The following is a 26,335-nucleotide window of genomic DNA, read 5'->3' as shown; positions in this document are numbered from 1 at the left end:
GGGCCGGGTTCCGCTCCGCGGCCGTGGAATGACGGCGCGTTGGATGAGACAGCCCCGCCGCAATCGCGGCCCGGCCCTCGCCCCCTCCCCCGCCGCGCGCGGCCGTGGGCGCCCCGATGTCGCACCGGCGAAACTTGGCGGCACCGTCACGCGGATGACGGGCTATGTGGTCTCTCTACGCTCTGACGATCCTCGCCGGCCTCGCCAACGCGATCCAGCCGGGACAGAACGCGACGCTGTCGAAGTCGCTCGGCCTGCCGGTGACGGCGGCCCTCCTGACGCTGCTCGTCAGCACCGCCGCCCTGCTCGCGGGCGGCCTCGCGCTCGGCAAACTCGAAATGCCCACCGGCCAGCAGCTCGGGCAGGTGCCCTGGTGGGCGTGGCTCGGCGGTTTTTTGAGTGTTCTGCTGATCCTGGCCCAGCTCTACGCCTCCCCCGCCATCGGCGCGGCGACCTTTTTGGGGATCATCGTGACGGTGGGCGTGCTCGCCTCGCTCGTGCTCGACCATTTTGGATGGATCGGGTTTCAAGTGCACCCGGCGAGCCTTTGGCGCGTCGCCGGGGCGGTGTTGATGGTGATTGGGGTGGGGTTGGTGGCTATTTTTTGATTAATTTCCTATACTGGCTCAATGAGTTTGTGAAATGGTACTGTTATTGTTTTTCATATAAATCTGCTGGACGTCCTGTCGCGCTTTCTCTGTTTTCCATGAATTTAGGCACTACTGATACTTGTGCGTGCTTCGCATCCTTATGTTCTCGTATTGACGAGCACAATTTATCGTAAAGGCCCCCCATGCGCTCTATATTGAGCATGTCCTGAGAGATATTCCTGAATATTCTTGAAAAAGGCTTATTTCTATAAGGAGAAAACAATTTATCGAGCTTGAATCCCGTGCTAATGCTTGGACCTGTAATCCCTAGCGAAAAAGATACCTGCGGCCCATTGTCGGTTGAAACTGCGTAGCTCTTCATCAGGGAACTGCAGGATTGTTCCAGTAGCTTAAGAATGCTATTTACTTCGGCATATCTTTCCTGTGTGCTTAGATGCGATAAGTTGTCGAGAATGGCGCGGCAGTCGCGAAACTGCCGCTCCTCTCTTAGTTTGAGGGCGCGGTCAATACACTGCCTGGGATTTTCAGAATTAGCTATAAGGTAGGTCGTAAAAAATGGAAGCTTTATAGCGAATCTTGCCTTTCCACTCGTATCAACAATCTTTGCGACGGTATCTTGCGATTTTGATTCAAGTTTATCAAGTAGGCTATTTACTTGCGATCGCGCTTCTAGTCTACAGCAGCTTTCACAAAATGCATCTCTAAGAGGAGCTAAAAAAGCATCTGCGCCATTTAGGGCGGCAACTGCGTTATAAAAGTGTGCTCTCTCTGCCGCCCAACCATACCCGAAAACGCAACGCTGTAACATGCTTTTACCGGATGATCCCTTATAATTAGGGTTTCCGGAGGACAGCGAGTCAACAAGATCTTTTATGTCTGAAATTGTAGGATGATCTTTTACTGAGACGATCGACTTGAGGTCCATGCTATGATCGACTGATTTGGCATCAGTGCTCTCATTTCTAAAAATACTGTCAATGGCTGTTTCGTATTTCGCGTTTCGTGTGTCATCGACAAGAAGTGACATAGTCAAATATTCGCTTGAGACAAACACATCCCATCTCAATTGCGGATCTATGCGTAGCGACTCAAAAAATGTTAGAACATCTCCGGCTGGCTTCGAGCCGTCGAATGAAAATACCATGCTTTTGGCAAAGTCTGCCGCGTCCTTCGAAATGGTTGAGTACGTTTCTGCCGGCAGATTTAAGAAATCAACGAAATGAAATTTTTTCAGTCTTTCAGACTTATACTGTTCTTTGTAGTCATTGACGCCTACTATTTTATCGCTAAACAGAATGGCTGTAACAAGCTTTTCGAAGCATAATATGTCATTCTCAATGTTGCTCAGATTTATAATTTTACTTTCGCCGATCAAGCGTTCGACGCCGCTCAGTGTTGCGTTATCAATCAAAACAGTGCGATCTGTAGCCATTTTGTAATCCAATTTTGTAACGTTTCATTTTTACTTTTCTAGGACCATTGGAATAAGTGTATATATGCGTCGATTATAATTGATATATTGGTGCTGGTATTTATGCTAACATATTTTATACTTATAGATTATTATGGGTTTCCATCAATCTGCGCACTGAGTAGAAATTTGGGGCCACAACATGCACTCAGAAAAGTTTCTTGACAATTTGTGCATAAATTCCTACAACCTGCGCCACTCGCCTCCCGGACCAACCGGGGGAGCTTTTCCGGTGACCGGCCGGCGAGGCTCGTTGGGAGGTGGGGCGGTTCCCGCGTCGGTGGCCCGGTCGCCATCGCCTCGGGCGCTGTGCGCGACACAACGCTGTCTCGGGATAGGGCCATAGGCCGGTCTCGGGTCGGCGCCCAGGAACAACCGGAGCCGGGTCCACTACGAGGTCCGGTGCGGACGAGACCGTCGAAGCCGGTTCCTGGCCGAGGCGTCCTCGCCCCTCACGGGGCGGCGCGCCGGAGAGCACCAGGCCCGCGGGTCCGGGGTCGATGCCGGTGGAGAGACCGTGACGCCAAAACGGAGGGACGGCTCCTCGTGAGAGGGGAGCGGCCCCTCCGCGGGACGCCGGGAGACCGGCAAAGTCCAGAAATCAGCATCCGGAGGTCTCGCGGCGTCCCGCGTCCCCCTCGGGGTTCTTGTGCAGCGTGCGGGTTCGCGTCCCCAGCCGGCCGATCGGCCAGCCGTCCTCCGGGCCTTCAGCGCCGCGGGGGGAATCGTGTTTTGCGCAGTGCTCTTTGACCGGTCGGGGAGAGAGGCGCGGGTCCAGGCCCCGCCCGCATCCTGAGGTGCCGGCGCACGGCGTCCGGCCTCGACGGATGCTCCCGATCCCGCGTGGCCCCGGAGGACCGCCGAACGCCGCTTCGCGGCCCCTCGGGGTGAGGCGGTGAAGGGAGGGGGCGCGGCTCAGGCCACGCCGGTGCGCAGCAGGTCGTGGTAGTGGACGAGGCCGACGGGGCGGCCGTTCTCCACCACCACCAGGGCGGTGATCTTCATCGCCTCCTGGATCTGCAGCGCCTTGGCGAGCAGGGTCTCGGGCGTGATCGTGCGGGGGTTTTTGGTCATCACCGCCTCGACCGGCAACTGGTCCAGCCCCTCGCGGGAGAAGATGGCGCGGCGCACGTCACCGTCGGTGAGGATGCCGGCGAGCGCCCCCTGCGCATCGACCACGAGGACCGAGCCGAACCCCTTGGCGTCGATCTCGGCCACCGCCGCCCGCATCGCGGTGCCGAGCGCCACCATCGGCAGGTCGGCGCCGCCATGCATGACCTCGCGCACCTGCCGCAGCGAGGCGCCGAGCCGGCCGCCGGGATGGAACACGGAGAAGTCGCGGGCGGAGAAGCCGCGGGCCTCCAGCAGCGCCACGGCGAGCGCGTCGCCCAGCGCGAGCTGCATCGCCGTCGAGGTGGTCGGCGCGAGCCCGTTCGGGCAGGCCTCCTTCGCCTTCGGTAGGGCGAGGCAGGTGTCGGCCTCGCGGCCCAGGGTCGAGGCGGCGTTCGCCGTGATCGCCACGAGGCCGACGCGGTAGCGCCGCGTGTAGCCGATGATGTCGGCGAGTTCCGTGGTCTCGCCCGACCACGAGAGCGCCAGCACCACGTCGTCGGGCTGGATCATGCCGAGATCGCCGTGGCTCGCCTCGGCCGGGTGGACGTAGAGGGCCGGCGTGCCGGTGGAGGCGAAGGTCGCGGCGATCTTGCGGGCGACGTGTCCGGACTTGCCCATGCCGGTGCAGATCACCCGGCCGCGGGCCGCGCCGATCCGCTCGACGGCCCCAGCGAAGGGCTGGCCGAGGCCGTTGTCGATCGCGGCCATCAGGCAGGCCAGGCCCTCGCGCTCGGTCTCGATGGTGCGCAGCGCCGAGGCGATGGCGGGCGGGCGTGCCGTCTGCGCCGCGTCCTGATCCTCGATCCGCTGTGCCAGGGCCATGAATTCGCGTGTCCGTGCCGTCCGGGGCCGCGCGCGGGCGCCCTCGGTCTCGATCGTGTGCCGCGCCCTCTTCGCCCGCGACTGTGGCCGCAAGGCGGCTGCGCCCGCCCGTCGCCGGCCGGGGCGGCATTAAGGCGGCGCTAACCATGTTCCTTTAGCAAGCCGAAAGGGCGCTCGCCGCGCTTCCGCCGCTGCCGGATCCGTGCCCGCGGCGCCGTTCCACCGGCCGCCGGCCGCCTCGAGGGGAAGACAGCGCCGGTGTCACGCGAGCGGCCGATCGAGGAGAAGCGACAGCGCCGCCGCCGCGCGGGCCGGCTCGCCCTCGCGCTGCTCCCGGCCCTGCTTTCCGCCCCCGCCCTGGCGCAGGAGACGCCCGACCCCTCGCCGTCCGATTCGGCGCCGAGCGCCGCTCCGGGAACCCGCATCGCCTCCGAGCCACCCACCGCCGGCCGGCCGCGCCGCTCCGTCTTCGACGCGCCGACGGCGCTGCGCGGCGCCAACGCCTTCTCCGCCCCTGCCCCTCTCGGCAGCAGCCTGGCGACGAGCCCCGCCCCCGCCGCCGCCAGCGAGGAGGAGCCGTCGGTGGCACGCCTGCCGCGCTTCCGCGCTGCAACGAGCCTGCCCGGCTCCGCCACGGCGCAGGGCACGCCGGCCCGGCCCTCGCTGCTGCGCCTGCGCGCGGCGCCCCCGCGCCGGATCGGCTCGGCGACCCGCCGGATCACGCAGGTCCGCACGCAGCAGACGATCACCGACCTGCGCCTCACGCCCGTCATCCAGTCGCCCGTCTCCGGCGTGCCGCTGCCGACGCCGATCCTCGGGCTCGGCCTGCCCAACGCCGCCGGGCTGCTGCTCGGCACGGCGCTCCGCCGTCCCATCCCGCCCGACACCGCCTACGCGCCGCTGGGCATCCGCTTCGGCACCTTCACGCTGCTGCCGGCCTTCACCCAGAGCATCGGCTACGATTCGAACCCGGACCAGATCGGCTCGACCCGCCCGCGCTCGTCGCTGGCGCTGCGCAGCGAGGCGGAACTGGCGCTCCGCAGCGAGTGGTCGGCCTCCGAGCTCACCGCCGAGATGCGCGGCAGCTACCTCGAATATCCGCAGAACCCCGAGGCGAGCCGCCCCAACGCCGTCGGCGTTGCGCGGATGCGCATCGACGTCGACCGCGACACCCGCATCGACCTCGAGACCCGTTTCCTGCTCGACAGCCAGCGCCTCGGCAGCCCCGATCTCGGCGCTGGCGGGGCGACGACCCGTCCGCTGTTTGCCACCTACGGCGCGACCGCGGGCGTGCAGGAGAGCTTCAACCGGCTGCAGCTCTCGCTGCGCGGCTCGGTCGACCGCTCGGTCTTCGAGGATGCGCAGCTCGGCAACGGCACCACGATCATCCAGAGCGACCGCGACGCCAACCAGTACGGCCTGCGCCTGCGCGCCGGATACGAGATCTCGCCCGCGATCACGCCCTTCGTCGAGACCTTCCTCGACACCCGGGTCTACGACACGCCGGTGGACCAGTTCGGCCTGCGCCGAGATTCCGACGGCATCGCCTTCACCGCGGGCGCAGCGGTGGCGCTCAACAGCACGCTGACGGCGGAGATCTCGGGCGGCCTGCAGCACCGCTCCTACATCGACCGCACGCTGCAGGACATCAACGCGCCGGTCATCAACGCGGCGCTGGTCTGGTCGATCTCGCCGCTCACCACGGTGCGGTTCAACCAGCAGACCGGGGTGATCGAGACCGCGGTGCCGGGCTCCAGCGGCGCCTTCACCGACGCCGCCATCCTCGAAGTGCAGCACGACCTCCTGCGCAACCTCTCGATCACGCTGGGCGGGGCCTACCTGTCCACCAATTACGACGGCGTGCGCATCCGCGAGCGGGGCTATTCCGCCACCGCCCGGTTCGATTACCGCTTCAACCGCCGGCTCGCGTTACGCGGCAGCTACATCTACTCGACGCTGAACAGCACCATCCCGCTCTCGACCTACGATGCGCATACGGTGCTGCTTGGGGTGCGGGTGAACCCCTAGGCCGCCTCAGCGGGCCAGCGAGAGCGGCGCGCCGGATTTCGAGAGGGCGCCGTCGAGGCTGCCGCCGGCCTGCCGCAGCCGCGCGGCGACGGTGCCGCCCGGCTGGTAGAGATAGACCTCGCCGTCGCGGAAATCCCAGGCCGAGACCTTGGCGAGATCCTTGTTGCCGCAGCCCGCGGTGGTGGCCTTGTAGAGGTCGAGCGAGGGCGTGCTCGACAGCGAGACCTTGCAGCTTCCCGCCGCGTCGGTGGCGTTCCACGAGCCCACCACCGAGGAACGGCCGGTCGCCACCACCGGCCGCGGGGCGGGCGGCGGCTCGATCGCCGGGGACGGGGCGGCGGCGACGCTCGGCGGGGGCGGCTCGCCCGGCGCGGCGGAGGCGCCCGGCGGGGGCGCCAGCGGCTCGCTCGTCACCGTGCCGGCGGGCAGAGCGGGCGTGGCGGGCTCCAGCGCCGCCTGCGGCCGCGGCCGCTCGCGGGGCCCCTCGAAGCGGTTCGAGGCGCAGGCGCCGACGCTCGCGGCCAGCACGAGACAGGCGGCTTTCGACAGGAACCCACGCGTCATCAAAGACCCCTCAACCCAAACACGCTACGGTCGCGCTTGGCCTCGCGGGCAAATGCGCTTGCGGCAAGGCAAGCTGCATCGTGGGTCTGGGAAAAGCCACGCTCGGGCCGGTTTTCGCGGTGGTGTGGCGGCTCGGCCTCACCCGCAGGGCCGGGCACTTCGACGGGGCTGAAACGAGAAGAGCCGCGCCCGGATCGGGACGCGGCTCTCGCGGAACGTGCGTGCGAAGGGACTCAGACCTCGCGCTCGACCATCATCTTCTTGATCTCGGCGATGGCCTTAGCCGGGTTGAGGTTCTTCGGGCAGGTGTTGGCACAGTTCATGATCGTATGGCAGCGGTAGAGCCGGAACGGGTCGTGCAGTCCGTCGAGGCGCTCGCCGGTGTTCTCGTCGCGCGAGTCGATCAGCCAGCGATAGGCCTGGAGCAGGGCCGCCGGGCCGAGGAACTTGTCGCCGTTCCACCAGTAGCTCGGGCAGCTCGTGGTGCAGCAGGCGCAGAGAATGCACTCGTAGAGGCCGTCGAGCCGGGCGCGGTCCTCCGGGGTCTGCTTCCACTCCTTCTCGGGCGCGGGCGTCTCGGTCTGGAGCCAGGGCTCGATCGCCGCATGCTGTGCGTAGAAGTTGGTCAGATCCGGCACGAGGTCCTTGAGCACCGGCATGTGCGGCAGCGGGTAGATCCGCACCGCGCCGTCCTTGTCCTTGCGGGTGAGGAACGGCAGCGCGTTGTCGGGGGTCTTGCACTCGTCGATGCCCATGGTGCAGGCGAGCGCGTTCTGGCCCTCGATGTTCATGGCACAGGAGCCGCAGATGCCCTCGCGGCAGGAGCGGCGGAAGACCAGCGTCGGATCGACCTTGTTCTTGATCCAGAGCAGCGCGTCGAGGACCATCGGTCCGCAATCGTCACGATCGACCCGGTAGGTATCGATGCGCGGGTTCTTCCCGTCGTCGGGGTTCCAGCGATAGATCCGGAACACCTGGACGTTCTTGGCGCCGCTCGGCGCCGGCCAGGACTTACCTTCGGTAACCTGGGAATTCTTGGGCAGATTGAACTGAGCCATGTCCTGTGCCTTCGAGGTGCGGCGGCCGCGAGGCGCGCTCCGAGCTTGAGAGAAATCCTATTGCCGGTCGAGCCAGCCGGTGATGAACCGTTCGGCTTCCGCCTTCGGCGGCTGCTTCGCGGCTGGGCCGGACAGGCGGAACTTGACGAATTGGCCGCGCAGGCCGGTGAGGCAGAGCAGGCTCTCGGTGGGGCCGAGGGCCGGGTGATCGATGGAGAAGGCGCGGCAGGTGAGCCGGGCGCCCGCCTCCCCCGGCACGCGCACCGGGCCGCGATCCTCGCTGCCGCGGTAGATGCCCTGTGCCACCGCCGTGCTGACGTCGCCGGCCGCCTGCGCGAGCTGCCCGGCGACCGCGGGCGAGGATGCTCCGTCGGGAATGTTCGCCACACCGGCGTCGTAGACGTAGATGTCCGCCTTCCAGCGGCCGTTGGTGTAGACGACGGAATAGCCGAGCCCCGGCGCGCGGGCCTCGTAATCCGTGCGTGGCCCGCGGGCAAAGCCAGCGACCTCCGCGGGGAAGTCGAAGCCCGGACCCCGCGCCGCCGCCGGCAGGACCGCCAGGAGCGCTGCCGTGGCGCACAGAGCGGCGTGGGCGATCGGGCGAAGATCCGGGATCATCGCCCGCCGAGCCCTCCGTTCCACTGTGTGGCCACCGGACGCCGCATCAGTACACTCGCGCCTTCGGCTCGATGTACTGGATGTCGTTCGACATCGTGTAGGTGTGGACCGGGCGGTAATCGATCTCGACGCCGTGCTTGGACTGGTCGAGCCACGCGAGCGTGTGCTTCATCCACTCCTTGTCGTCGCGGTCGGGGAAGTCCTCGCGGGCATGCGCGCCGCGGCTTTCCTTGCGGTTGACCGCCGATTCCATGGTGACGACCGCCTGACCGATCAGATTGTCGAATTCCAGGGTTTCGAGCAGGTCTGTGTTCCACACCAGCGAGCGGTCGGTGACCCCGATGTCGGAGACGCCGCGCCAGACCTCGTGGATCAGGCCCTTGCCCTCCTCCAACACCTCGCCGGTGCGGAAGACGGCGCAGTTGTTCTGCATCGTCCGCTGCATCCGGTCGCGCAGTTGCGCGGTCGGGGTGCCGCCGTCGGCGTAGCGGAAGCGGTCGAGGCGCGAGAGCGCCTTGTCGGCCGAGTCCTTCGGCAGTTCCGGCTGGCGGGCGTTCGGCTCGACGATGTCAGCGCAGCGCAGGCCCGCGGCCCGGCCGAACACCACGAGGTCGATCAGCGAGTTCGAGCCGAGACGGTTGGCGCCGTGCACCGAAACGCAGGCTGCCTCGCCCAGCGCCATCAGGCCCGGCACCACGGTGTCGGGATCGCCGTTCTTCAGCGTCAGCACCTCGCCGTGGAAGTTCGTCGGGATGCCGCCCATGTTGTAGTGGACGGTCGGCAGGACCGGAATCGGCTCCTTGGTCACGTCCACGCCCGCGAAGATCTTCGCGCTCTCCGAGATGCCCGGCAGGCGCTCGTGCAGGATCTTCGGGTCGAGGTGGTCGAGGTGCAGGAAGATGTGGTCCTTGTCCTTGCCGACGCCGCGGCCGTCGCGGATCTCCATGGTCATCGAGCGCGAGACCACGTCGCGCGAGGCGAGATCCTTGGCCGACGGTGCGTAGCGCTCCATGAAGCGCTCGCCCTCGGAGTTCGTCAGGTAGCCGCCCTCGCCGCGCGCGCCTTCGGTGATGAGGCAGCCGGCGCCGTAGATGCCGGTGGGATGGAACTGCACGAACTCCATGTCCTGCAGCGGCAGGCCGGCGCGCAGCACCATGGCGTTGCCGTCACCCGTGCAGGTATGGGCCGAGGTCGCCGAGAAGTAGGCGCGGCCGTAGCCGCCGGTGGCCAGGATCGTCTGCTGGGCGCGGAAGCGGTGGATCTCGCCGGTTGCCTGATCGATCGCCATCACGCCGCGGCAGCGGCCGTCCTCGTCCATGATCAGGTCGAGGGCGAAGTACTCGATGAAGAACTGGGTCTTGTTCTTCACCGCCTGCCCGTAGAGCGTATGGAGCATGGCGTGGCCGGTGCGGTCGGCCGCGGCGCACGTGCGCTGGGCGGTGCCCTTGCCGTAGTCGGTGGTCATGCCGCCGAAGGGCCGCTGGTAGATCTTGCCCTCGTCCGTGCGAGAGAAGGGCACGCCCCAGTGCTCCAACTCGTAGACCGCGGCCGGCGCGTTGCGCACGAGGTACTCGATCGCGTCCTGGTCACCGAGCCAGTCCGACCCCTTCACGGTGTCGTACATGTGCCAGCGCCAATCGTCCGGGCCCATATTGCCGAGCGAGGCCGAGATGCCGCCCTGCGCCGCCACGGTGTGCGAGCGGGTCGGGAACACCTTGGTGATGCAGGCGGTGCGCAGGCCGGCTTGCGAGCAGCCGACCGTGGCGCGCAGACCGGCGCCGCCGGCGCCGACGATCACCACGTCGAAGGTGTGATCGATGATGGCGTAGGCGGGGGCGCCGCCATTCGTTCCGTTAGAAGCCATGCCGTTGGAAGCCATGAGCGATGAATCCTCGGTTTCCGTGCCGGCGATCAGGCGAGGCCGCCCAGGCTCACGCGGATGATCGCGTAGAGGCAGGCAGCGGCCACCGCGACCGCGTAGAAGGTGTTGGCGATGAGCGCCGCGAACTTGAGGCCGTGGCTGTGCACGTAGTCCTCGATCACCGTCTGCATGCCGAGACGCATGTGGATCGTCACCGACACCACGGCGAGGATCAGGATGATCGAAACGAGCGGGTGCGACACCAGCGCGACCGCCTGCGGGTAGGTCCGCCCGGCCATCAGCGCGATGATGACGACGAAGGCGAGCATCAGGAGCGCGTTCGAGGCGCCGGTCAGGCGCTGCAGCCAGAAATGGCCGGCGCCGTGGCCCGAGGCGCCCAGCCCCTTCACCCGGGCGCGGGGTGTGCGCATCGAGAGCGCGGTGTTCTGGCGGTTGTCGACCTGGGACATGGAAAGCCTCAGCGAACGAGCAGGGCGATCGCCCAGATCACGACGGTCAGGATGACGGAGCCGATCAGCGTGGTGCGAGCGAGCCCCAGGCGGCGGTCACGATCGAAGCCGTAGCCGGCATCCCAGATGAAGTGGCGGATGCCGCCGAGCATGTGGTGCAGCAGCACCCAGGTGTAGGCGAACAGGATGGCCCGCCCGACCCACGAGCCGAAGAACCACGCCACCGTGTCGTAGGCGCGCGGACCGGAGGCGAGCGCCACCAGCCACACCGCGACGAGGAAGGTGCCGCCGTAGAGCGCTGTGCCGGTGACGCGGTGGAACACCGACATCGCCATGGTCCAGGTCCAGCGGTAGATCTGGAGATGGGGCGAGAGCGGCTGGGCGACCGTAGGTCTGACGGTAGGGTTCATCGCGGCTCACGATCCTCGCGTCGAAGACTGGATAAATTCCAGGGAAGGGTTAGGGCGACCGGCTCCGGCCGGCAATGCCGCTGCTGCGGTGCAGCATTCGTCAAGCTGACGATCGCGCGGATCTGTCTCACGCCAGTCTCCCCGTCAGCCTGAACCAGAAATAGGCGAGTGGGGTCGCGATCAGCAGCGAGGCGATGCCCGTGGCGAGGGTGAGTTTGGTCGCGTCGGCCAGAGACAGGCGGCCGAGATCCATGGTCATGATGATGGGCGGCGCCTGATAGGGCAGGAACAGGGTCGAGTAGCCGACCACCTGCACCATCAGCACGCTCATCAGGTCGAAGCCGCTGGCGCGCGAAAACTCCTCCGCCAGCGCCGTGTAGAGGGCCGGAGCGCCGTTGGCGGTGGCGGTGAACAGGAAGCCGATCGACAGTACCGTGAGTGTCGCGAAGTTCTTGGCCGGCGCCCCTGGTTCCAGCGGGGCGACCGAGAGGAGCGCGTGGCCCAGACGGGCGCCGAGCCCGCTCTCGTTGACCACCGCCGTCAGCCCGAACAGGGCGGCGACGTAGAAGCAGGTCCGAAGCGGGATCTCACCGAAGCTCGCCGACGGCAGGACGCCGATGCCCGGCAGCAGGCAGATCACCGCCGCGGCGAGCCCGATCCAGGCGGGCGGGATGCCGTGCCAGCCGTCGCTGAGCCAGAGCGCCAGCATGACCGCCAGGATCACCGAGAGGCGCCGCTCCGCACCTGACAACGGGGGCAGCGGCGGCAGTTCGGGCCGCTTGCCGTCGAGGCGATCGGGAAAGATCAGGATCGTGCAGGCGACCAGCAGCACGCCCTTCACGAAGCCGAGAACCGGAGCGTGCAGAAAGAGATAAGGCAGATAGTTGAGATGGATGTTGAACAGCGTCTCGGCGGTGCCCGCCATGACGAGGTTCGGCACGTTGGCGGGCAGGATCGCTGCCGAGAGCATCGGCGTCGCCACGCCGAAGGCGAGCAGCGCCCCCGTCCGGCCCGGACGCCCGGCCTCCAGCCCGAAGGCATCGCACAGCGCGATCACCACCGGCACCATCACCGCTATGCGCCCGAGATTGGACGGCATCACGAAGGCGAGCGCGAAGGAGAAGGCGACGATCCCGGTGACGAAGCCGGGATAGGAGGCGGGCAGCCGCGCCGCCAGCCCCCGCGCGAGCCGGTTGCCTAGCCCCGTGCGGTTCATGGCGAGCCCAACCACCATGCCGCCCGTCACCAGCCAGAAGGCGGAGGAGGCAAAGCCCGAAAACACCGTCTGTGCCGGGGCGAGCTTGAGCAGCATCGCCAGCGCGAAGAACATCAGCGCCGTGACGATCTCCGCCACCAGGCCGGTCGCCCACAGCCCCATGCACAGCACGAGCAAGGCGCCGGCCGCGACGACCGTGCCCTGTGCTCCGAAAATGCTGGCCGCTGCGGCGCTCATGGGCGCGGTTCAACTGCGAATTGGAACCGTTCGCAATTCGGCTTTCGTGGTGGGTGCCTTCGTCATCCGCGAAGGCTGCTGCCGATCTCACGCTGTTGTGATAGGAGGTCCGGCGATCATTGCCTCCAACCGACGCGAAAGCCGGGATCGGTGATGCGGCCGAAAATCAATCTATGATGCGCTTCGATCTCGTCGATCTGAACCTGTTCCGGCACGTGGTGGAGGCGGGCTCGATCACTCACGGCGCGGAGCGGGCCAATCTCGCGCTTGCCGCCGCCTCGGCGCGGGTTCGAGCGATGGAGGACTCGCTCGGCGCCGCGCTGCTCCTGCGCGGGCGACAGGGCGTGACGCCGACGCCCGCCGGCCGCGCCCTGTTGGCCCATGCCCGCGAGATTTTGGGCCAGATCGAGCGGCTTCAGGGCGACCTCTCGGTTTTCGCCGGCGGCGCCGTCGGCCAGATCCGGGTCCTGTCGAACACCAACGCGCTGACCGAATTCCTGCCCGAGGCGCTCTCCGCCTATCTCGCCCTCCATACGGGGGTCAGCGTCGATATCGAGGAGCGCACCTCCGACGAGATCGTCGGGATGGTGGCCGACGGGGCGGCCGATCTCGGTATCGTCGCCGGCACCGTCGATACCGGCACGCTCCAGACCTTCCCCTTCCGCCACGACCGCTTCGTCGTGGTGGTCGCGGCCGGCCACGCGCTCGCCCGCCGCACCAGCCTCGGGTTCGCGGAGGTGCTGGAACACGACCTCGTCGGCCTCGACCGGCCGAGCGCCCTGACGCGCTTCCTCGCCGGCAAGGCCTCCCGGATCGGCCGGCCGATGCGGCTGCGGGTGCAGTTGCGCAGCTTCGACGCGGTCTGCCGCCTCGTCGAATGCGGCGTCGGCCTCGGCATCGTGCCGGAGACCACGGCGCGGCGCGCGTGGCGCACGATGGGGATCGCCCCCGTCCCGCTTGAAGATTCCTGGGCGGCGCGCGACCTCAAGCTCTGCCTGCGCGACCTCGCGGCCCTGCCGCCCTTCGCGCAGGATTTCGTGACGCATCTGCGCGCCGCCGAGGCGTGAGGCCGAGTGGTGAGGCTGAGTCGTCAGGTGCCGGTGAAGATATCGATCAACAGCTTCACGTTCAGCACCACGATGATGCCGGCGATCAGCCAGGACAGCCCCTTCAACCAGCTCGGAATCACGAACGAGCCCATCAGCCGCCGGTCGGAGACGAAATACACCAGCGGGATCACCGCGAAGGGCAACTGCATCGAGAGCACGACCTGGCTCAGCACGAGCAGCCGGGCGGTGCCCTGCTCGCCGTAGAGCGCGGTGACGACCACCACGGGGACGATGGCGATGCCTCGCGTCACCAGCCGCCGTGCCCAGTTCGGCAGGCGTAGCCGCAGGAAGCCTTCCATGACGATCTGGCCGGCGAGCGTCGCCGTCACCGTCGAGTTGAGGCCCGAGGCCAGCAGCGCCACGGCGAACAGGGTCGAGGCAATACCGACGCCGAGCAAGGGGGAGAGCAGTTCGTAGGCCTGCTCGATCTCCTCGACCTCGGTGCGCCCGCTCGCGTGGAACACGGACGCGGCCATGATCAGGATCGCGGCGTTGACGAACAAAGCGAGCATCAGCGCCACGGTTGAATCGGTGACGGCGAAGCGCAGGGCCTCGCGCCGGCCCTCCTCCGTCCGGGGATAGGCCCGCGTCTGCACGATCGAGGAGTGGAGGTAGAGGTTGTGCGGCATCACGGTGGCGCCGATGATGCCGATGGCGATGTAGAGCGCGGCCGGGTTGGTCACGATCTCTTTCGACGGCACGAAGCCGCCGAGCACGGCCTGGACCGGCGGCGCGGCCATGACGATCTGGATGCCGAAGCAGACGAAGATGATCGTCAGAAGCCCGATCACGAAGGCTTCGAGCGCCCGGAAGCCCCGGCGCAGCAGCAGCAGCACCACGAACACGTCGAGGGCGGTGATGATCGCGCCCAGCGTCAGAGGAATGCCGAACAGCAGTTTGAGGGCGATCGCCGTGCCGATCACCTCGGCGAGGTCGCAGGCGATGATCGCCGCCTCGCAGATCAGCCACAGGGCGATGGAGACGGGCCGCGAGGTCCGCTCGCGGCAGGCCTGGGCGAGGTCGAGGCCTGTGGCGATGCCGAGCCGCGCGGCCAGAGCCTGCAGCACGATCGCCATCAGGTTCGAGAGCAGGATGACGGAGAGCAGCGTGTAGCCGAACTGGGCGCCGCCGGCGATGTCGGTGGCCCAGTTGCCCGGATCCATGTAGCCGACCGAGACCATGTAGCCCGGCCCGAGGAAGGCGAAGAGCCGCCACAGCCAGGAGCCGCCCACCCGCACCGGCACGCTGCCGTTGAGCGCGCCGAGGCTCGGCTCCGCAGAGGTCTGTCCGGGCGGGGCCGGCCGAACCTGATCCATCACCGCTTCCATTCGAAATCGAGGCGCTCGGTTTCCCTGCCCCACTCGGTCGTTCCGACGGGAGGGCGGCCGCCCCATCTGCGCCGATCGGATGAGAGAGCCATATAGCTTCAGCTATAAAGCTGTGCCGAAGCTGTGATCAAGAGCCGCCGAGACCGGGTTCCCGGCCACGGGGCGCATCGGTTAAACAGGTCGGCACGAACGACCGATGACACCCGGCGGATCGGCTGCCCGCGCCGGAGCGTGGCCCGCACGCCGCGTGTTTCGTGAACGACGTTGATCAGATGGGGTGCGGGCCGGTCAGGCCGTGCCTGGGAACGGAGGAGCCCGCCGCCTCATGCAGGACGCAGCGCGAGAGATGGGGCGAGAGATGGGGCAGGAGCCGGCACCGGAATCGCACCGCGCGGGCACGGACGCGCCGCTCGTCGACGCCGAAGTCCATGTCGAGAGCTTCCGTCAGGCCCGCGAGGCGCGCCGTCTCGAGCTTGTGGAGGATTATGTCGAGCTGATCGCCGACCTGATCGGCGATGGCGGCGAGGCGCGGCAGGTCGACATCGCCGCCCGCCTCGGCGTGGCCCAGCCGACGGTCGCCAAGATGCTCAAGCGTCTCGCCGAGGACGGTCTCGTGCAGCAGCGGCCCTATCGCGGCGTGTTTCTCACCGCGGCGGGGCAGGCGCTGGCCGAGCAGTCGCGGGAGCGCCACCGCATCGTCGAGCGCTTCCTGCGCGCCGTGGGCGTCAGCGCCGAGACGGCGCGGCGCGATGCCGAAGGCATCGAGCACCATGTCAGTGCCGAGACGCTGGAGGCGTTCCGCCGCTTCGCCGACGCCAAGCTGTAAGATTCATCGACGGTGGTCATCATCGTCGATGGCCCGCGCGGCGGCGGGCGTCCGCCGGACGCATGGAACAGGACCCTCGGTCCTGTTCCATGCAGCTTGGTATAAGCTGCGGCCCCGACCGCAGGCGCGTTCCGAGGACCCGACACCGATGGACCAGACTCAGCAACTCGCCGCCCTCGCCGCGGTCAGCTCACGGCACGATGTGGCGGTGACGAACCTCGCCGAGGGGCTCGCCGAGCTCGGCGCCAAGCAGGTGGCCCACCAGATGGCGGTGGGCTTCCTGGCGAGTGTCCTGCGCTCGATCGATTCCGACCATTACGACGAGCGCCTCGAAGGCTACCTCGCCATGCTGCGCGACGTGCTGTTCCGCGACGATCCGGACGCGGCGCTCGCCAAGACCGTTCTGGAGACGATCGAGCGTTCCTTGCGTCCCTCGCAGGATGAGAGCGAGGCCTGAGGGCCACCCGTCCTCGGCGCGGCTGCAAGCAAATGTGAGCCGCGCCCGGTGACGCCGCCCCTTGGTTGGGGCCGGCGGGCGTGGCACGATGTGCGGATGGCTGAGCGGACCCACCATCCCTATTCCATCGATGTGCGACCGTGCTGGCGGCGTCCGGGCCGCTTCGTCTGCTCCATCCTCGAGAAGGGCGCGCCGCGGCGCTACGGCCCGCAGAACTACGCGACCTTCGACGAGGCCCGCCGCGCCGCCCAGGCGCGGCTGCGCCAGCTCGTCTTCGAGTGGCAGCTCGTCGGCTCCTGAAGCCCTCCGATCCGGAGGCAGGCCCGAGCTGCCCTGCGCCGCCGGATCAGATCTGTTCGGCGTCGGCGGTCTGGGCGTATTGAACCAGGGCGGCCATCTGCGCCGGTGCGCGGAACACCCGTCCGTCATTGGTCTCCACGTAGACGTCCGACGCGCCCATACTCGCGAAGGTCATGGCCCGCTCGGCCGCCCTCGCTCCGAGTGCGTGCGGCTCCGCCGAGGGGCCGGAAGGCGCGGTCCAATGAACGGTATAACGCATGGTGTCTTCCTGTTCGGGATGTCCGAGCGTCAGGGCGGCCGGACGCATGGATCAATGCGGCGGAGCCGATGCCGGAAGGCCGCTTAGCGGTCTTCCTTGCACGTAATGCCCCTCCGATGGGGGACTTGCGCGCGGCTCCGGAGCGATCACATCTGCATCATAATGCCGAACATGCGGCGCCTTCAACCTTCGCCCCGCGTTCTACCGGCATGGAGCATTTTTGCTCGGCGAATGGGAGGCCGACATGAGGAAGCCGGAGAAGCCTGGCACGGAGGCCGGCAAGACGCACGAGGGCGGCGCGCTCGGCAATATCGACGAGCAGACCGGGCACCCCGGCAAGGGCACGCCGGGGGCGACGGTCAAGTCCGAGGACAATCCCGATCCTTCGAGGGACCCCAAGCCGGAAAGGCCGGCGGACCGGAAGCCGAAACGCTGATCGCCCGGCTCCCGTCTCCATCGCTCCGGCCGCCGCTACGATCCGGCAGCTCGCCGCGGGCCGCCCGTCGTCCGAGGCACGTTCGGCGGCTTGCACGGACCCTTGCCGGTTGCCGCGACCGACCGAAGCGAGCCATGCCCATCGCCGATCCGGCATCTACGGGGCTTGCCGCATGGCCCCGCCCCGGCTACTCAAAAGCGGCGTTTGCCTCGCCGTTTCTGACGCCCCACTCGTCTTCACAGATCAGCTCAGGGCGTAATTTATCGGCGTTCTAGCGCAGGGGCCTGTAGCTCAATGGTTAGATCCGACCGCTCATAACGGCTGGTTTTTCGATTTTCTTCAATAAAATCAAAGACGACTGGCGCTTATTATCACGGAACGTTCGTGATCGGTTCACGCCAATCTGTAGCGTTTCTGTGTAGCGCCCATGGCAGACACCGCAGCGCCCATGTGATCCGGGTGGTGATGTGCGTAGTGGCGGCGAAGAACCGCCTCACCCATGCCGGCGAACCCGGCCACCTCCCACGTCGGCACACCCTGCTGCATCAGGTGCGTCACGGCCGAATGGCGCAAGGTGTGCGGCGAAACCCCCTCCCCCAGGCCGGCCAGCTTCACTGCGTTGGCGAAGCCGACTTTCACCCGCGCAACCGGCTGGCCGCGCCATTCCACGACGTAGCCCGATCCACTGTTGGAGAGCCGCCGCCAGCGCTGCAGATGCGCCAGGATCGAGCGCGGCAGCCGCACGGGAGGTTGGCGCTTGTTCGTCTCGCGCGCGCCCTCGCGTAGCCGGTAGAAGACGCCCCTGTCGAGGTCGATGTAGGAACGGCCGGCGGCGGCCTCCCAACTCGCGGTCAGCACGGCGCCGGGGCGGCTCGCGGTCGAGTAGGCTAAGAGCACGAAGCGCGCGAGATGGCGCATTGTGTAGCGGCCCTCGGTGGTATTGCCGGCCTTCCCGTCGGCTCGGCTGCCCTCACGCGCGCGCCACATCGTCCAGACCAGCTTGGCCACCTCGGAGCGCGACAGCCAGCGGTCGCGGGCCTCGCCTCGCTTCGGAAGCGCCACTTTCACGATCTCGCGGTGGTAGCCCTCGCGGTGGTGATGTCCGATCGCAGCGGAGAGGTCTTGCAGATCCCGCCGCGCGCCGCCGGTATTGCCCCGATGAGTCGTGTAGGCTCGGCAGGTAGCGCCCGTGACCTGGGCGAGGGTCTTGCCGCCCCACCAGTCCAAGATCCGCTGCAAGCGCTGCGCGATGCGGTGCCGGTCAGGGTGCTGCGCGACGTGATCGGTTGCGTAGATGCTCAGGACGTCCGCGATCGAGATCTCATCGAGACCACGTTGGTTTCGCGCCGGCCGGTGCGCGGCGCGGAGGTAGTCGGCGAGGGCTTGATGAGCGCCTGCAACGTCGCCTTCGCGGCATCCTGTGCTGAGCATTTTGCTGCCGTCTCGGATGACCCATCGAGCGGCGGTGACGATGCGGCCCTCGGCGTTGCGACGGGCAGCGACGAGGTAGAGACGAGGGCCCTTGGCTGCGCGCGGCATAGCTTCCTCATGCGGTCGATCGCATCGAGCGTGGTGTATTCCTTCCCTGCGACGAACTCGGTGACAAGCCGCCCGCGGTCTCGCTCTCGGCGCAGGCCTGAGACCGTCATGCCGCCGTTTGGGAACGCGAGTGCAGCAGCGTCCGCAAGGCGCAGCGGCGTGGTTCGGGCGATCTCACCCACGATCCGTTCTCCCTGTCGTGTTGGGGGCAAGGGCGGCGTGGAGCATTTGGGCCGACTGCCGGTAGCGTTCCGCGAGCGCGCGCGGGGCGTCGGGCAGGGCCCGCGCCGGGTCGAGGTTGTCCTCGTTGTCGCTGAGCTTGACGATCATCGCGAGCCGGTCGCCGCTTGCAATAATGGCGGCGACGCATTCGAGGTAGGGCTTCCCCGTGGGCCGGGTGAGCAACTGGACGGCCTGCACGACCGCGGGATCAAAGCCGGCGTCTAGAAGGACGTCGGCCGTTACGTCGGTGTCCTCGATCGTGTCGTGCAGCCAACCGACCTGCTGGCACCATTCGGCGTGCTGGCGCGGCAGGCCCAGCGCCTCGGCATGCGCGTGAGCGCGGGCGGCGACCCGCCCGAGATGCCCGGTGTAGGGCGCGCCACCTTTGTCGACCTGCCCAGCGTGGACGCGGCGGGCGAAGGTCTCAGCGGCGGGGCTCTTATCAGGCGCCATGACGGTCGGTCTCCTCACGGTTGAGCGCCGGACGGCGGCGCAGGTACTTGCGCGCCTGGTGGATCGCGAAGGCGAGCATGACAGCTGCGATGGCAGCCCAGACGAGCGCTGCCGCCGCCATGGCGAAGAGGGGCGCGGTCTCAGCCATCGGCTTGCCCCTCCCTTGCCGTGGCCGCGCGGCCGAGCGCGGTGCAGTCATAGATGCAGCGTCGCATAGAGCGGGCGTGGCGCTGGGCGACTGCGATCCGCTGGGCGACCATCAGACCGGACCATTCGTTCGTGTGGTCCTGAGTGTTCGATTGAGTAAGCCCTCGTTAAACATCGCTGACCTCCAGCTGGATCGCTCTGCGCGAGCGTTTCGTTGATCAAGTATGTCCGAGAAAGCCGCTGATATCAGTTGTTCTTCTCTCCTAGGAACAACTGTCGATATTGCCTTTGGCTCATTTGAGTTGCATGGGATCATTCGTGCAATTGGGGACAAGGTTTCCATGCCAAAGCCTGGTGCGTCGGGTGAGGCGAGCTTCAGACAAGTTGTTATCGACCTAGGGGGCAGAGCAGCTCCGTTGGAGTTGTGGTTGGCCGATGAGGAGTTTGGTCGGTAGCCAGCGCTCAGGTGCATGGTCGGCGGTCGAGCGGCGGCAGTGACCTTTTTGCCTGACCATGCCCTCGCCCAATGGGCAGTCGGCGCTTCGCGCTCGGCGAGTGATCGGAGCGTCATCTCGAAGGCGTTACCGTTGTTCGAATGTTTGGAGATGACGGCGCGTAAGCCCGCGATCACCGGGCAGGCCCGCTCCCCATTCTCGACGGCGCTCACGCTGCAACTCCGTTAACCGTTTCCAGGGATTCAGCCCGGTCTGAGCAACCACAAGTAAAATCGCGGGGTTGTGATGTGATGTAGATTCGCAGCTTTAGCTTAGTCAGGAGGCCTGCAATGCTAGATAAGCGCAGGAGAACGACCCGTTCGCTTGCAGCTAGATGCGGTAGTATAATCCTTCCTGACTCGCCCGATTGGAGGGATTGCTTGGTTTGGGGCCACACTGAACATGGGGCAGTCGTTCGTATGGATTTTAGAACGAAGCTGCCCGCGAATCTCATCTTGAGCATACCGAGCCTCAGGCTTGCCAAGGCGTGTTGGACTGCCTGGTCAGACGGACAAATCCACGGCCTCAAATTCATTCCGGACGTGTGCCGATCGAATGGTGCGTGGGGTGCCTTCAAAGCGCCAACCCCGCCCGCTCCGCCGTTGATGACGAGCCGGTGCACCTAGCAGCATTCGCAGGGCGGTGAGTGAACAACGGCTCTAGCGGCGAGGCATCTGCTACTTGTTGTCCTGGCCGCGGCCCTGGATTGTCGCACCATACCGGGTTTTCGCCGTCCGCGCCGAACAGTTCCGGCAGGGCGGCCTCGACCACCTGCGTCAGGGTCGTGAGAAGTTCGTCCTCGGCGCACTTGGCGTTGCCGCGGACGTCTTCGTCGAGCACGGCCAGATCCTCCAACTGCTCGCCGACGATGTAGGCCTCGCCCGAGATGAAGCCCTGAAGCACCATGTCGACGACTAGGATGCCGATGAAGTCGCGCTTCTCGGACGGAAGGCTGTGCCAAGCCGCGGTGACGTCCGCGATGGAGGGGATCGTCATAGCGACCCTCCAACCCGATCCGGAGTCAGTCGGACAACATCCTGTCGCGCCTCAGGAAATTGCCGTTCAGAGGGCCAAAAAGGGCGTTTCGATTCACATGCCAGCACTCGACCGATGTGGCGCAGGTAGCCGCCCCCAGCCGACCAGCACTCGGTCTTCTCAGCCTCGCTGGCATAGCGCTCGACCAGGGACTGCAGGCCGGCCAGCGTCGTCGGCATGACCCGCGTCAGCTGCTCGAAGGCCTTCGTCTCTGCATCGGCCGCAGCGTTGGCTCGGCACATCTGCACATCGTTGTCCTCATCCAAGCCGTCGAGGGCGGCGAGGTGTTCGCGCCGAGCCTCGTCCACCCTGGCTATCGCGGCGAAGACCGGGTCCGACACGATGTTCATGGCCGGCCTCCGAGGTGATCCCACTGTTTCGAGCGCAAGCAGAGCAGGAACAGCAGGGCGATGCCGGGCTTTGAGCGCCCCTCCCGTTTTGCCCAAGCCTCGTAGGATCGCTGAGCAAACCGCCCAGGTGCTGGATAGAGGATGGCCTTCGCGGCTCGGACGACGTGTTGCACCTCTGGATCTGCCACGAGGCGGTCCAAAGCGTCGTGTGACCAGACGCGGCCGAGCGCATCCACGGTGCCGCTCATGACACCCTCCCGTTCGTGTCGGCGAAGGCGGCAGGCACCCGCTCGGCGGCGCGCGTCCACACCTCCGTGAAGACCTCTGGTGACAGCAGTTCTTCGGCCGCGTCGATGAAGGCCTTGCGCTTCGCATCCTTGTGCGAGGTGGCGGGCTCGGGTTGGGCGGCTCGCTTCTCCGCCCTGCGCAGATCGCCGATCCGCTGCTGCAGGCCCGGCCGCTGACGGCGCTTCTTCTTCAGGGCCATCTCGGCACGCTTGCGCCAGACCGGACCGTTGCGGCCGTCGTCGAAGGCGAGTTGATCCTCGATGCCGAGGATCGCGCCATCGAGGTCGTCGAGGATTGTCTGACCCTCGGCGGCCGTGGTGATGTCGTCGAGATGGACCTCCCGTCCGTCGGAGAGGACCACGACGTTAACGCCGCGGATCGGGCGTTCGGTGGAGGTGGCGCTCATGCCGCCTCTCCCTCGAAGCCGGCCCAGCGGATCTGCGTGTCGCCCGTGATCAAGGCGGCGAGCGTCGGCTCCGCAATGCCGTCGTCTTCGGCTTCAACGTCCCCGTCCAGATCGTCGAGGAAGGCGATGAGGCGGGCGGTGATGTCGACGGCCTGCTCGATCGCAAGCTCGACGCGGCGGCGAAGGGCGGCTCGATCAACGGGCCGCGCGAAGTTCAGGATGCAGATCTCGGTCACGGCTCAGTATCCCTTGAGCAGGGTCCGGCCGCTGATGGCCGTGTCGATGTCGAGGGCAAGCCGGCCGTCCGTGCCGTATTCGTCCCGCGCTTGTCCGTTCCGCCAGAGATCGACGTATTCTAACCACGCGAGGGCGAGCGTCTTCGCTGGCAGGTTCTCTTGCGTCGCAGGAAGGGCCTCGGCGGCATCGATCAGCGCGTAACGCTTCTCGCTCAACGCCCGCGTTGCTTCGTTTTCTTCTTCGTCGAAGTGCCCGGGGTCGTTGGCCCACTCCCGCCAGCTCGCCAGGATTTCGTCCGTGAGCTTCGAGGGAGCTATCGGCGACTCGTGCACGACGGCAGCCAGTTGATCCAGGCGGTACTCCGCCCGAAGCCGCTTGAGGTGGCGATCGCGTTCGGCCGTTGGGAAGCCTGCATAGGCGTTGGCGCGTCGATCGTATGCGCTCTGCGCGATAGCGAGCAGCCGCTCGGCCTCGTACCGGATCGCGTAGTTGGTCGCCAACAAGCAACGAGGGTTATCAGCAGGGTACGGTAGGAAGCCGTCGCGCTCCATCTCGGACAGGAATTCGTCCGCACGAGCCCTACGCTCATGCAGAGCTGCATTGAGCCCGATGTCATCCCCTAGAAGGGCTTTGACGGCTGAACACATGGCGCTGAGCGCCTTCATTGCATCATTGTCGGCGCCGACGACAGCGTTGCGTAGGAGCGCGCCGGGCAGGTAGTCGGCCAGGGCAACGAGCCCCGCGAGTGTGGTCGGCGAGACTTCGGCCAGCGATGCGTAAGCGTCGGCTTCTCGCTTCTCCGGCGCTTCGGCCGCCGCTTCCAGCGCGGTGAAAGCAGGATCGGTTTGCAGCGTTTCGGAGACCGCCCGTAGATGCGGCAGCCACGCGGCGTAGGCCGCTTTGTGATTGGCGATCACCGCGAGAATCGGATCAGCGCCCTCCTCCGCATCGACATCCGCAGGCGGAGCGACCTCGTCGGGATAGGCCAGTTCGAACATCTCATGGATGCGGGTGTCTCTCGCAGCCTCCTCGAATCGCAGGTCGCGCCGTATCGTCAGCACGAGCAGATCCTGCAGTTCGGCGCGGGTCTGGCGGGCCATTGCAAGCGCTTCGTCGCTCGACGCAGCGCCCGAGAAGTCGCTGGAGATGGCGCTGCGAACCTTGTCGGGCGTCCAGAGCGCCACCGTGTCGCCGATGCGCAGGCGGTTGAACTCATCGTCGCCGATGTGTGTGCGGCGGTCGAACTCGGTGCAGGCGGCACGCCAAGCCGCTATGGCCTCGGGGGACCCGGGCGACGGCAACGCGGGCTCTGAGAGCATCCGACCGATCCCAGCCTCGGCTCGCGCACGTCGCGGCTTGGATCTGGCGGCGCCGGCCGGCGGTTGCGCAGCGGGCATGGGGGTGCGATTGCGGGACAGGTCCTGCAGCATGACATTCATCCGATGTGTGAGGTGGGGCTACAGGCCTCCGTCGGTGGTCCAGACCGGCGGGGGCCGCTTCATCTCGCTGTTCGACGATAATGTAAATTCCCCTATAAGGGGCATATGGTCAATCCCTTTAAGGGAAACACGGCTCAACTAGGCTTCCTGGCTGTCCACAGGAGACGGGTTGCCGACGGGCCTCTTACGACCTCTGAGCGTCTGGTTGGCTGGTGGCCCCAGCTTCCGCGGCAAGCCGGGCGACGGCGTTCCAATCCTCGCTGCCCGCATACCAGGCACCGAGCAGTTTGAAGCGGATCGCCCGGTCGAGGCTGTCGTTCGGCTGGCGTTGCTCGATTTCGGCGATGACCGCTTCCTGGCCGCGATGATGATGGTCGGCGATCTCATCGAGGAGCTTTGACGACAGCACGTCGGCTCCAGCGCACGGTGCGTTGGCCTTGTGCATGAAGGCGAGCGAGGCGGTCTCGTGGGCCTGGAACAGACTGTAGAGGCCGCCGATGCTGAGCGCGCTCAGGTTCTGCCGGGTGGCATCGCCGTCCGTCAGCATCCGCTCGATCGTGTCGTCGTAGCCCTTCTCCCGGACCGCAGCGATGGCGCGGGTGACGGGGCCTCCTGAAGAAGGCGTGCGTGTGCAATCGCTGGCGGAAGCCATCGGGATCGGTCCTTCGATCTTGAGGGTCTCGATCCGGCGCGGTGACGGGATACGCGCCGGGCTGCTCTCTTTTGCCTGCGGCTGCCGACGCAAGCTCATTCAAAAAAGGTTCAACCTCATCCGAGATGACAGGCAGTTTCATCACCGGGGTCGAGGTCGTAGCGGCTTCCTCCGACGGTGAGCTTGGCCGCGCGGAGGCCGCTACGTCCTTTGCGTAACCGTTAGGATGATGCCCCGTTCGCCCGCGGCAGTCTGGGTGAATCGTCCCCCAAGTTTGGGGTGAATTTCACCCAGACTGTCGCAAAGGAATCTGCTAGTCGGCCCGGCCGTCTCGATTCGGCGCGGCACTGGACGAGACCGGCAGACCGTCCATCAGACGCTCAGTGCAGCGGCCGGTTCAGGACCTCGGCGAGCTTCACCAGCCCCTTCGCCGTAACGAGCACCCGCGTGGCGACGCGCTCGCGCCCCTCGTTGTCCGTGTAGAGGTGGTCGTCGTGCTCCAGGTAGCCGGAGCGGCGCTTGTCGTCGTAGGCGAGCCAGTTCTTGTTGCCGGCCCGCTTGAAGATCCAGCGCTCCGCCTGCAGCCGGGCGAAGAGAGCGTCCCGGCCGGTGCCAAGGGTCTTGGCGGCATCCGTGATGCACATGGAGCCCTTGGCACCCTCCAGGCGCTCCAGCTTCTTCACCTGCACGCCCTGCGTGGCGATGACCTCGTCCTTCTCCGCCACCTGCTTCTGGAGGTGGTCGAAGACCGCGAGCATCACCTTCGGGTCGGACGGGTCGAGGACGAACCGGGGCTGAGTCGCGCGCGCCTCCAACTCCTGCCAGCGGTCGATGATCGCGGCGCGAAGCTCGACGCTGTAGCCCGAGACGAGGATCAGGCACTCGCGCTTGGGGAGGTTGAAGCAGGGGCGCGTCTCGCCTTTCGCATCCCGATATACGGCCCCAAAACTGGGGGCGTCGGCACTAAGCCCTTCCAGCATAGCGCGGATGTCTCGCATGACGTGATCGTGGCGCTTCCCTGTCCGTTCGGCGATCTCCTTGCTCGACATCGTGGGCGGCATCGCGCCGAGGATCGCGGGTGGATGATTGGATGTGGTATGCTGTTCCATCTGCGGCGTCTCCTAGCCGTGGATTTCGGGGCCGCCCTGCAAGGGGGTGTCGTTAGGACCGGCGGCGGGGGCTTTTGCCTGCAAGCTCTCCCCCGTCGTCGGCTTGTTCCTTTCCATCCGCTCGCGAACGGCCCTGACGATTTCGCTGCTCTGTGAGCTAGCGTTTTTCGCAGCCTCGGCAGCCAAAAATGCTTTTACATCGGCAGGGATGCGAAGTTTGAACTGCGCTGAATGTCTGCACGGCATCACACCCTCAAGGACCCATTGGGTGCATTGAAACGTACCCGTTGGGTCCAGTTTCGTCAAGGACCCATTTGCGGCATTGATGGCGATATGGCCGACACGCGCACCGACCCGCAGTACAAGCTTCGCCTTCCTCAGGATCTGAAGGACCGCATCGAGCGCGCAGCCAGAGAGCAGGGGCGTTCAATGAACGCCGAGATTCTGATGACGCTGGAGATGCACTATCCACCCTTACCCGAGGCGGAAGAGATCCTGCCCGTCCTCGAAGGCGTGCTGCGCATGTCGGACGCAGGTCGGCTTAAGGGGCAGTGGAACAACCTCTACAATTTGCTTCACGAATTAAAGTACAGGTTAGAAGCCGAAGTGAATCAGGGGCACCAACCTGAGGACCGAAGCGCGGAGTAGCCCAACACAACCTAGAGCCGTGCCCTAGCGGGTTGAATCACTTGGGGTAGGCGATCTGGCTGGCGTGTGATTCACTGGGTGGGCTTGTGATGGAGGATGCCATGCCTTCAGCCCTGTCGGTT

At 66.3% G+C, this 26,335-nt stretch carries 30 protein-coding genes; 8 read left to right on the top strand and 22 right to left on the bottom strand.

Annotated elements, in window-relative coordinates; all coding sequences use genetic code 11:
- Positions 1-164: 164 nt before the first annotated feature.
- Positions 165-608 carry a DMT family transporter gene (locus MFF24_RS23910; RefSeq protein ID WP_238228532.1) on the top strand — a complete coding sequence of 148 codons (444 nt, stop codon included), beginning with the start codon at positions 165-167 and terminating at the stop codon, positions 606-608.
- A 43-nt stretch (positions 609-651) separates the two neighbouring features.
- Here the strand turns inward: MFF24_RS23910 and MFF24_RS23905 are convergent, their stop codons facing one another.
- A complete protein-coding gene (locus tag MFF24_RS23905) occupies positions 652-2,043 on the bottom strand; it encodes a hypothetical protein (RefSeq protein ID WP_238228530.1) in 1,392 nt (463 codons plus the stop codon).
- Positions 2,044-2,997: 954 nt separating this feature from the next.
- Complete coding sequence (locus MFF24_RS23900) at positions 2,998-4,017, bottom strand: KpsF/GutQ family sugar-phosphate isomerase (RefSeq protein ID WP_166060318.1); 1,020 nt, start codon at positions 4,015-4,017, stop codon at positions 2,998-3,000.
- A gap of 258 nt (positions 4,018-4,275) precedes the next feature.
- On the opposite strand from MFF24_RS23900, the gene MFF24_RS23895 reads away from it, so the two are divergent.
- Positions 4,276-6,045: an outer membrane beta-barrel protein gene (locus tag MFF24_RS23895; RefSeq protein ID WP_238228528.1), complete on the top strand. Its 1,770-nt coding sequence runs from the start codon at positions 4,276-4,278 to the stop codon at positions 6,043-6,045.
- Positions 6,046-6,051: 6 nt separating this feature from the next.
- On the opposite strand, the gene MFF24_RS23890 is transcribed toward MFF24_RS23895, so the two are convergent.
- The 7 genes from MFF24_RS23890 to MFF24_RS23860 form a co-directional block, all read right to left on the bottom strand.
- Positions 6,052-6,609: an AprI/Inh family metalloprotease inhibitor gene (locus tag MFF24_RS23890; protein ID WP_166060316.1), complete on the bottom strand. Its 558-nt coding sequence runs from the start codon at positions 6,607-6,609 to the stop codon at positions 6,052-6,054.
- 233 nt (positions 6,610-6,842) lie between these two features.
- A complete protein-coding gene (locus MFF24_RS23885) occupies positions 6,843-7,667 on the bottom strand; it encodes a succinate dehydrogenase iron-sulfur subunit (protein ID WP_133091643.1) in 825 nt (274 codons plus the stop codon).
- 57 nt (positions 7,668-7,724) lie between these two features.
- Positions 7,725-8,285: a hypothetical protein gene (locus tag MFF24_RS23880; RefSeq protein ID WP_238228526.1), complete on the bottom strand. Its 561-nt coding sequence runs from the start codon at positions 8,283-8,285 to the stop codon at positions 7,725-7,727.
- Positions 8,286-8,331: 46 nt separating this feature from the next.
- The gene (gene sdhA, locus MFF24_RS23875; protein ID WP_108943027.1) at positions 8,332-10,149 is read right to left on the bottom strand and encodes a succinate dehydrogenase flavoprotein subunit; all 1,818 of its coding nucleotides are present in this window, start codon (positions 10,147-10,149) and stop codon (positions 8,332-8,334) included.
- Positions 10,150-10,196: 47 nt separating this feature from the next.
- The gene (sdhD, locus tag MFF24_RS23870) at positions 10,197-10,616 is read right to left on the bottom strand and encodes a succinate dehydrogenase, hydrophobic membrane anchor protein (protein ID WP_017484506.1); all 420 of its coding nucleotides are present in this window, start codon (positions 10,614-10,616) and stop codon (positions 10,197-10,199) included.
- 8 nt (positions 10,617-10,624) lie between these two features.
- Positions 10,625-11,026, bottom strand: a complete 402-nt coding sequence (gene sdhC, locus MFF24_RS23865; protein ID WP_238228524.1) for a succinate dehydrogenase, cytochrome b556 subunit — start codon at positions 11,024-11,026, stop codon at positions 10,625-10,627.
- A gap of 127 nt (positions 11,027-11,153) precedes the next feature.
- Entirely contained in the window at positions 11,154-12,479 is a 1,326-nt protein-coding gene (locus MFF24_RS23860; protein ID WP_238228522.1) for an SLC13 family permease, read from the bottom strand.
- 176 nt (positions 12,480-12,655) lie between these two features.
- Between MFF24_RS23860 and MFF24_RS23855 the strand changes: the two genes are divergently transcribed.
- On the top strand, positions 12,656-13,546 hold the full coding sequence (locus MFF24_RS23855) for a LysR family transcriptional regulator (RefSeq protein WP_108943026.1): 891 nt from the start codon (positions 12,656-12,658) through the stop codon (positions 13,544-13,546).
- 23 nt (positions 13,547-13,569) lie between these two features.
- Here the strand turns inward: MFF24_RS23855 and MFF24_RS23850 are convergent, their stop codons facing one another.
- Positions 13,570-14,904, bottom strand: coding sequence for an Nramp family divalent metal transporter (locus MFF24_RS23850; protein ID WP_238228520.1), 1,335 nt, complete (start codon positions 14,902-14,904; stop codon positions 13,570-13,572).
- A 370-nt stretch (positions 14,905-15,274) separates the two neighbouring features.
- On the opposite strand from MFF24_RS23850, the gene mntR reads away from it, so the two are divergent.
- The 3 genes from mntR (at position 15,275) to MFF24_RS23835 (ending at position 16,499) form a co-directional block, all read left to right on the top strand.
- Positions 15,275-15,742 carry a manganese-binding transcriptional regulator MntR gene (mntR, locus tag MFF24_RS23845; RefSeq protein ID WP_133091666.1) on the top strand — a complete coding sequence of 156 codons (468 nt, stop codon included), beginning with the start codon at positions 15,275-15,277 and terminating at the stop codon, positions 15,740-15,742.
- Positions 15,743-15,890: 148 nt separating this feature from the next.
- Entirely contained in the window at positions 15,891-16,199 is a 309-nt protein-coding gene (locus MFF24_RS23840; protein WP_238228519.1) for a hypothetical protein, read from the top strand.
- 96 nt (positions 16,200-16,295) lie between these two features.
- Positions 16,296-16,499, top strand: a complete 204-nt coding sequence (locus MFF24_RS23835; protein ID WP_108941471.1) for a hypothetical protein — start codon at positions 16,296-16,298, stop codon at positions 16,497-16,499.
- A 46-nt stretch (positions 16,500-16,545) separates the two neighbouring features.
- Here MFF24_RS23835 and MFF24_RS23830 read toward each other — a convergent pair whose 3' ends face one another.
- Positions 16,546-16,758 (bottom strand): hypothetical protein, encoded by a 213-nt coding sequence (locus MFF24_RS23830; protein ID WP_108943024.1) that lies wholly within the window; start codon positions 16,756-16,758, stop codon positions 16,546-16,548.
- A gap of 244 nt (positions 16,759-17,002) precedes the next feature.
- Between MFF24_RS23830 and MFF24_RS23825 the strand changes: the two genes are divergently transcribed.
- A complete protein-coding gene (locus MFF24_RS23825) occupies positions 17,003-17,194 on the top strand; it encodes a hypothetical protein (RefSeq protein ID WP_238228517.1) in 192 nt (63 codons plus the stop codon).
- A gap of 393 nt (positions 17,195-17,587) precedes the next feature.
- On the opposite strand, the gene MFF24_RS23820 is transcribed toward MFF24_RS23825, so the two are convergent.
- The 11 genes from MFF24_RS23820 to MFF24_RS23770 form a co-directional block, all read right to left on the bottom strand.
- Positions 17,588-18,733, bottom strand: a complete 1,146-nt coding sequence (locus MFF24_RS23820) for a tyrosine-type recombinase/integrase (RefSeq protein ID WP_238228515.1) — start codon at positions 18,731-18,733, stop codon at positions 17,588-17,590.
- A gap of 174 nt (positions 18,734-18,907) precedes the next feature.
- A complete protein-coding gene (locus MFF24_RS23815; protein WP_238228513.1) occupies positions 18,908-19,408 on the bottom strand; it encodes a phosphohydrolase in 501 nt (166 codons plus the stop codon).
- Positions 19,398-19,556 (bottom strand): hypothetical protein, encoded by a 159-nt coding sequence (locus MFF24_RS23810; protein ID WP_238228511.1) that lies wholly within the window; start codon positions 19,554-19,556, stop codon positions 19,398-19,400. Before MFF24_RS23810 ends, MFF24_RS23815 begins: the two co-directional genes overlap by 11 nt.
- Positions 19,557-20,622: 1,066 nt before the next feature.
- On the bottom strand, positions 20,623-21,045 hold the full coding sequence (locus MFF24_RS23805) for a hypothetical protein (protein ID WP_238228509.1): 423 nt from the start codon (positions 21,043-21,045) through the stop codon (positions 20,623-20,625).
- Positions 21,042-21,434, bottom strand: coding sequence for a hypothetical protein (locus MFF24_RS23800; protein WP_238228507.1), 393 nt, complete (start codon positions 21,432-21,434; stop codon positions 21,042-21,044). Before MFF24_RS23800 ends, MFF24_RS23805 begins: the two co-directional genes overlap by 4 nt.
- Complete coding sequence (locus MFF24_RS23795; protein WP_238228505.1) at positions 21,431-21,682, bottom strand: hypothetical protein; 252 nt, start codon at positions 21,680-21,682, stop codon at positions 21,431-21,433. Before MFF24_RS23795 ends, MFF24_RS23800 begins: the two co-directional genes overlap by 4 nt.
- On the bottom strand, positions 21,679-22,128 hold the full coding sequence (locus MFF24_RS23790) for a hypothetical protein (protein WP_238228503.1): 450 nt from the start codon (positions 22,126-22,128) through the stop codon (positions 21,679-21,681). Before MFF24_RS23790 ends, MFF24_RS23795 begins: the two co-directional genes overlap by 4 nt.
- Positions 22,125-22,364: a hypothetical protein gene (locus MFF24_RS23785; RefSeq protein ID WP_238228502.1), complete on the bottom strand. Its 240-nt coding sequence runs from the start codon at positions 22,362-22,364 to the stop codon at positions 22,125-22,127. The genes MFF24_RS23790 and MFF24_RS23785 overlap by 4 nt, the downstream gene beginning before the upstream one ends.
- A 3-nt stretch (positions 22,365-22,367) precedes the next feature.
- A complete protein-coding gene (locus tag MFF24_RS23780; RefSeq protein ID WP_238228500.1) occupies positions 22,368-23,795 on the bottom strand; it encodes a hypothetical protein in 1,428 nt (475 codons plus the stop codon).
- A gap of 193 nt (positions 23,796-23,988) precedes the next feature.
- On the bottom strand, positions 23,989-24,456 hold the full coding sequence (locus MFF24_RS23775; protein ID WP_238228498.1) for a hypothetical protein: 468 nt from the start codon (positions 24,454-24,456) through the stop codon (positions 23,989-23,991).
- A gap of 380 nt (positions 24,457-24,836) precedes the next feature.
- A complete protein-coding gene (locus MFF24_RS23770; RefSeq protein ID WP_238228496.1) occupies positions 24,837-25,565 on the bottom strand; it encodes a phage antirepressor KilAC domain-containing protein in 729 nt (242 codons plus the stop codon).
- Between the two features lie 333 nt (positions 25,566-25,898).
- Between MFF24_RS23770 and MFF24_RS23765 the strand changes: the two genes are divergently transcribed.
- Positions 25,899-26,213, top strand: a complete 315-nt coding sequence (locus MFF24_RS23765; RefSeq protein WP_238228494.1) for an Arc family DNA-binding protein — start codon at positions 25,899-25,901, stop codon at positions 26,211-26,213.
- Positions 26,214-26,335: the final 122 nt, after the last annotated feature.

The sequence above is a fragment of the Methylorubrum aminovorans genome (genome assembly GCF_022179725.1).
Lineage (GTDB): Bacteria > Pseudomonadota > Alphaproteobacteria > Rhizobiales > Beijerinckiaceae > Methylobacterium > Methylobacterium aminovorans.
The sequence above is the reverse complement of the archived record's forward strand: the minus strand, read 5'-3'. Positions and strand labels throughout refer to the sequence as shown.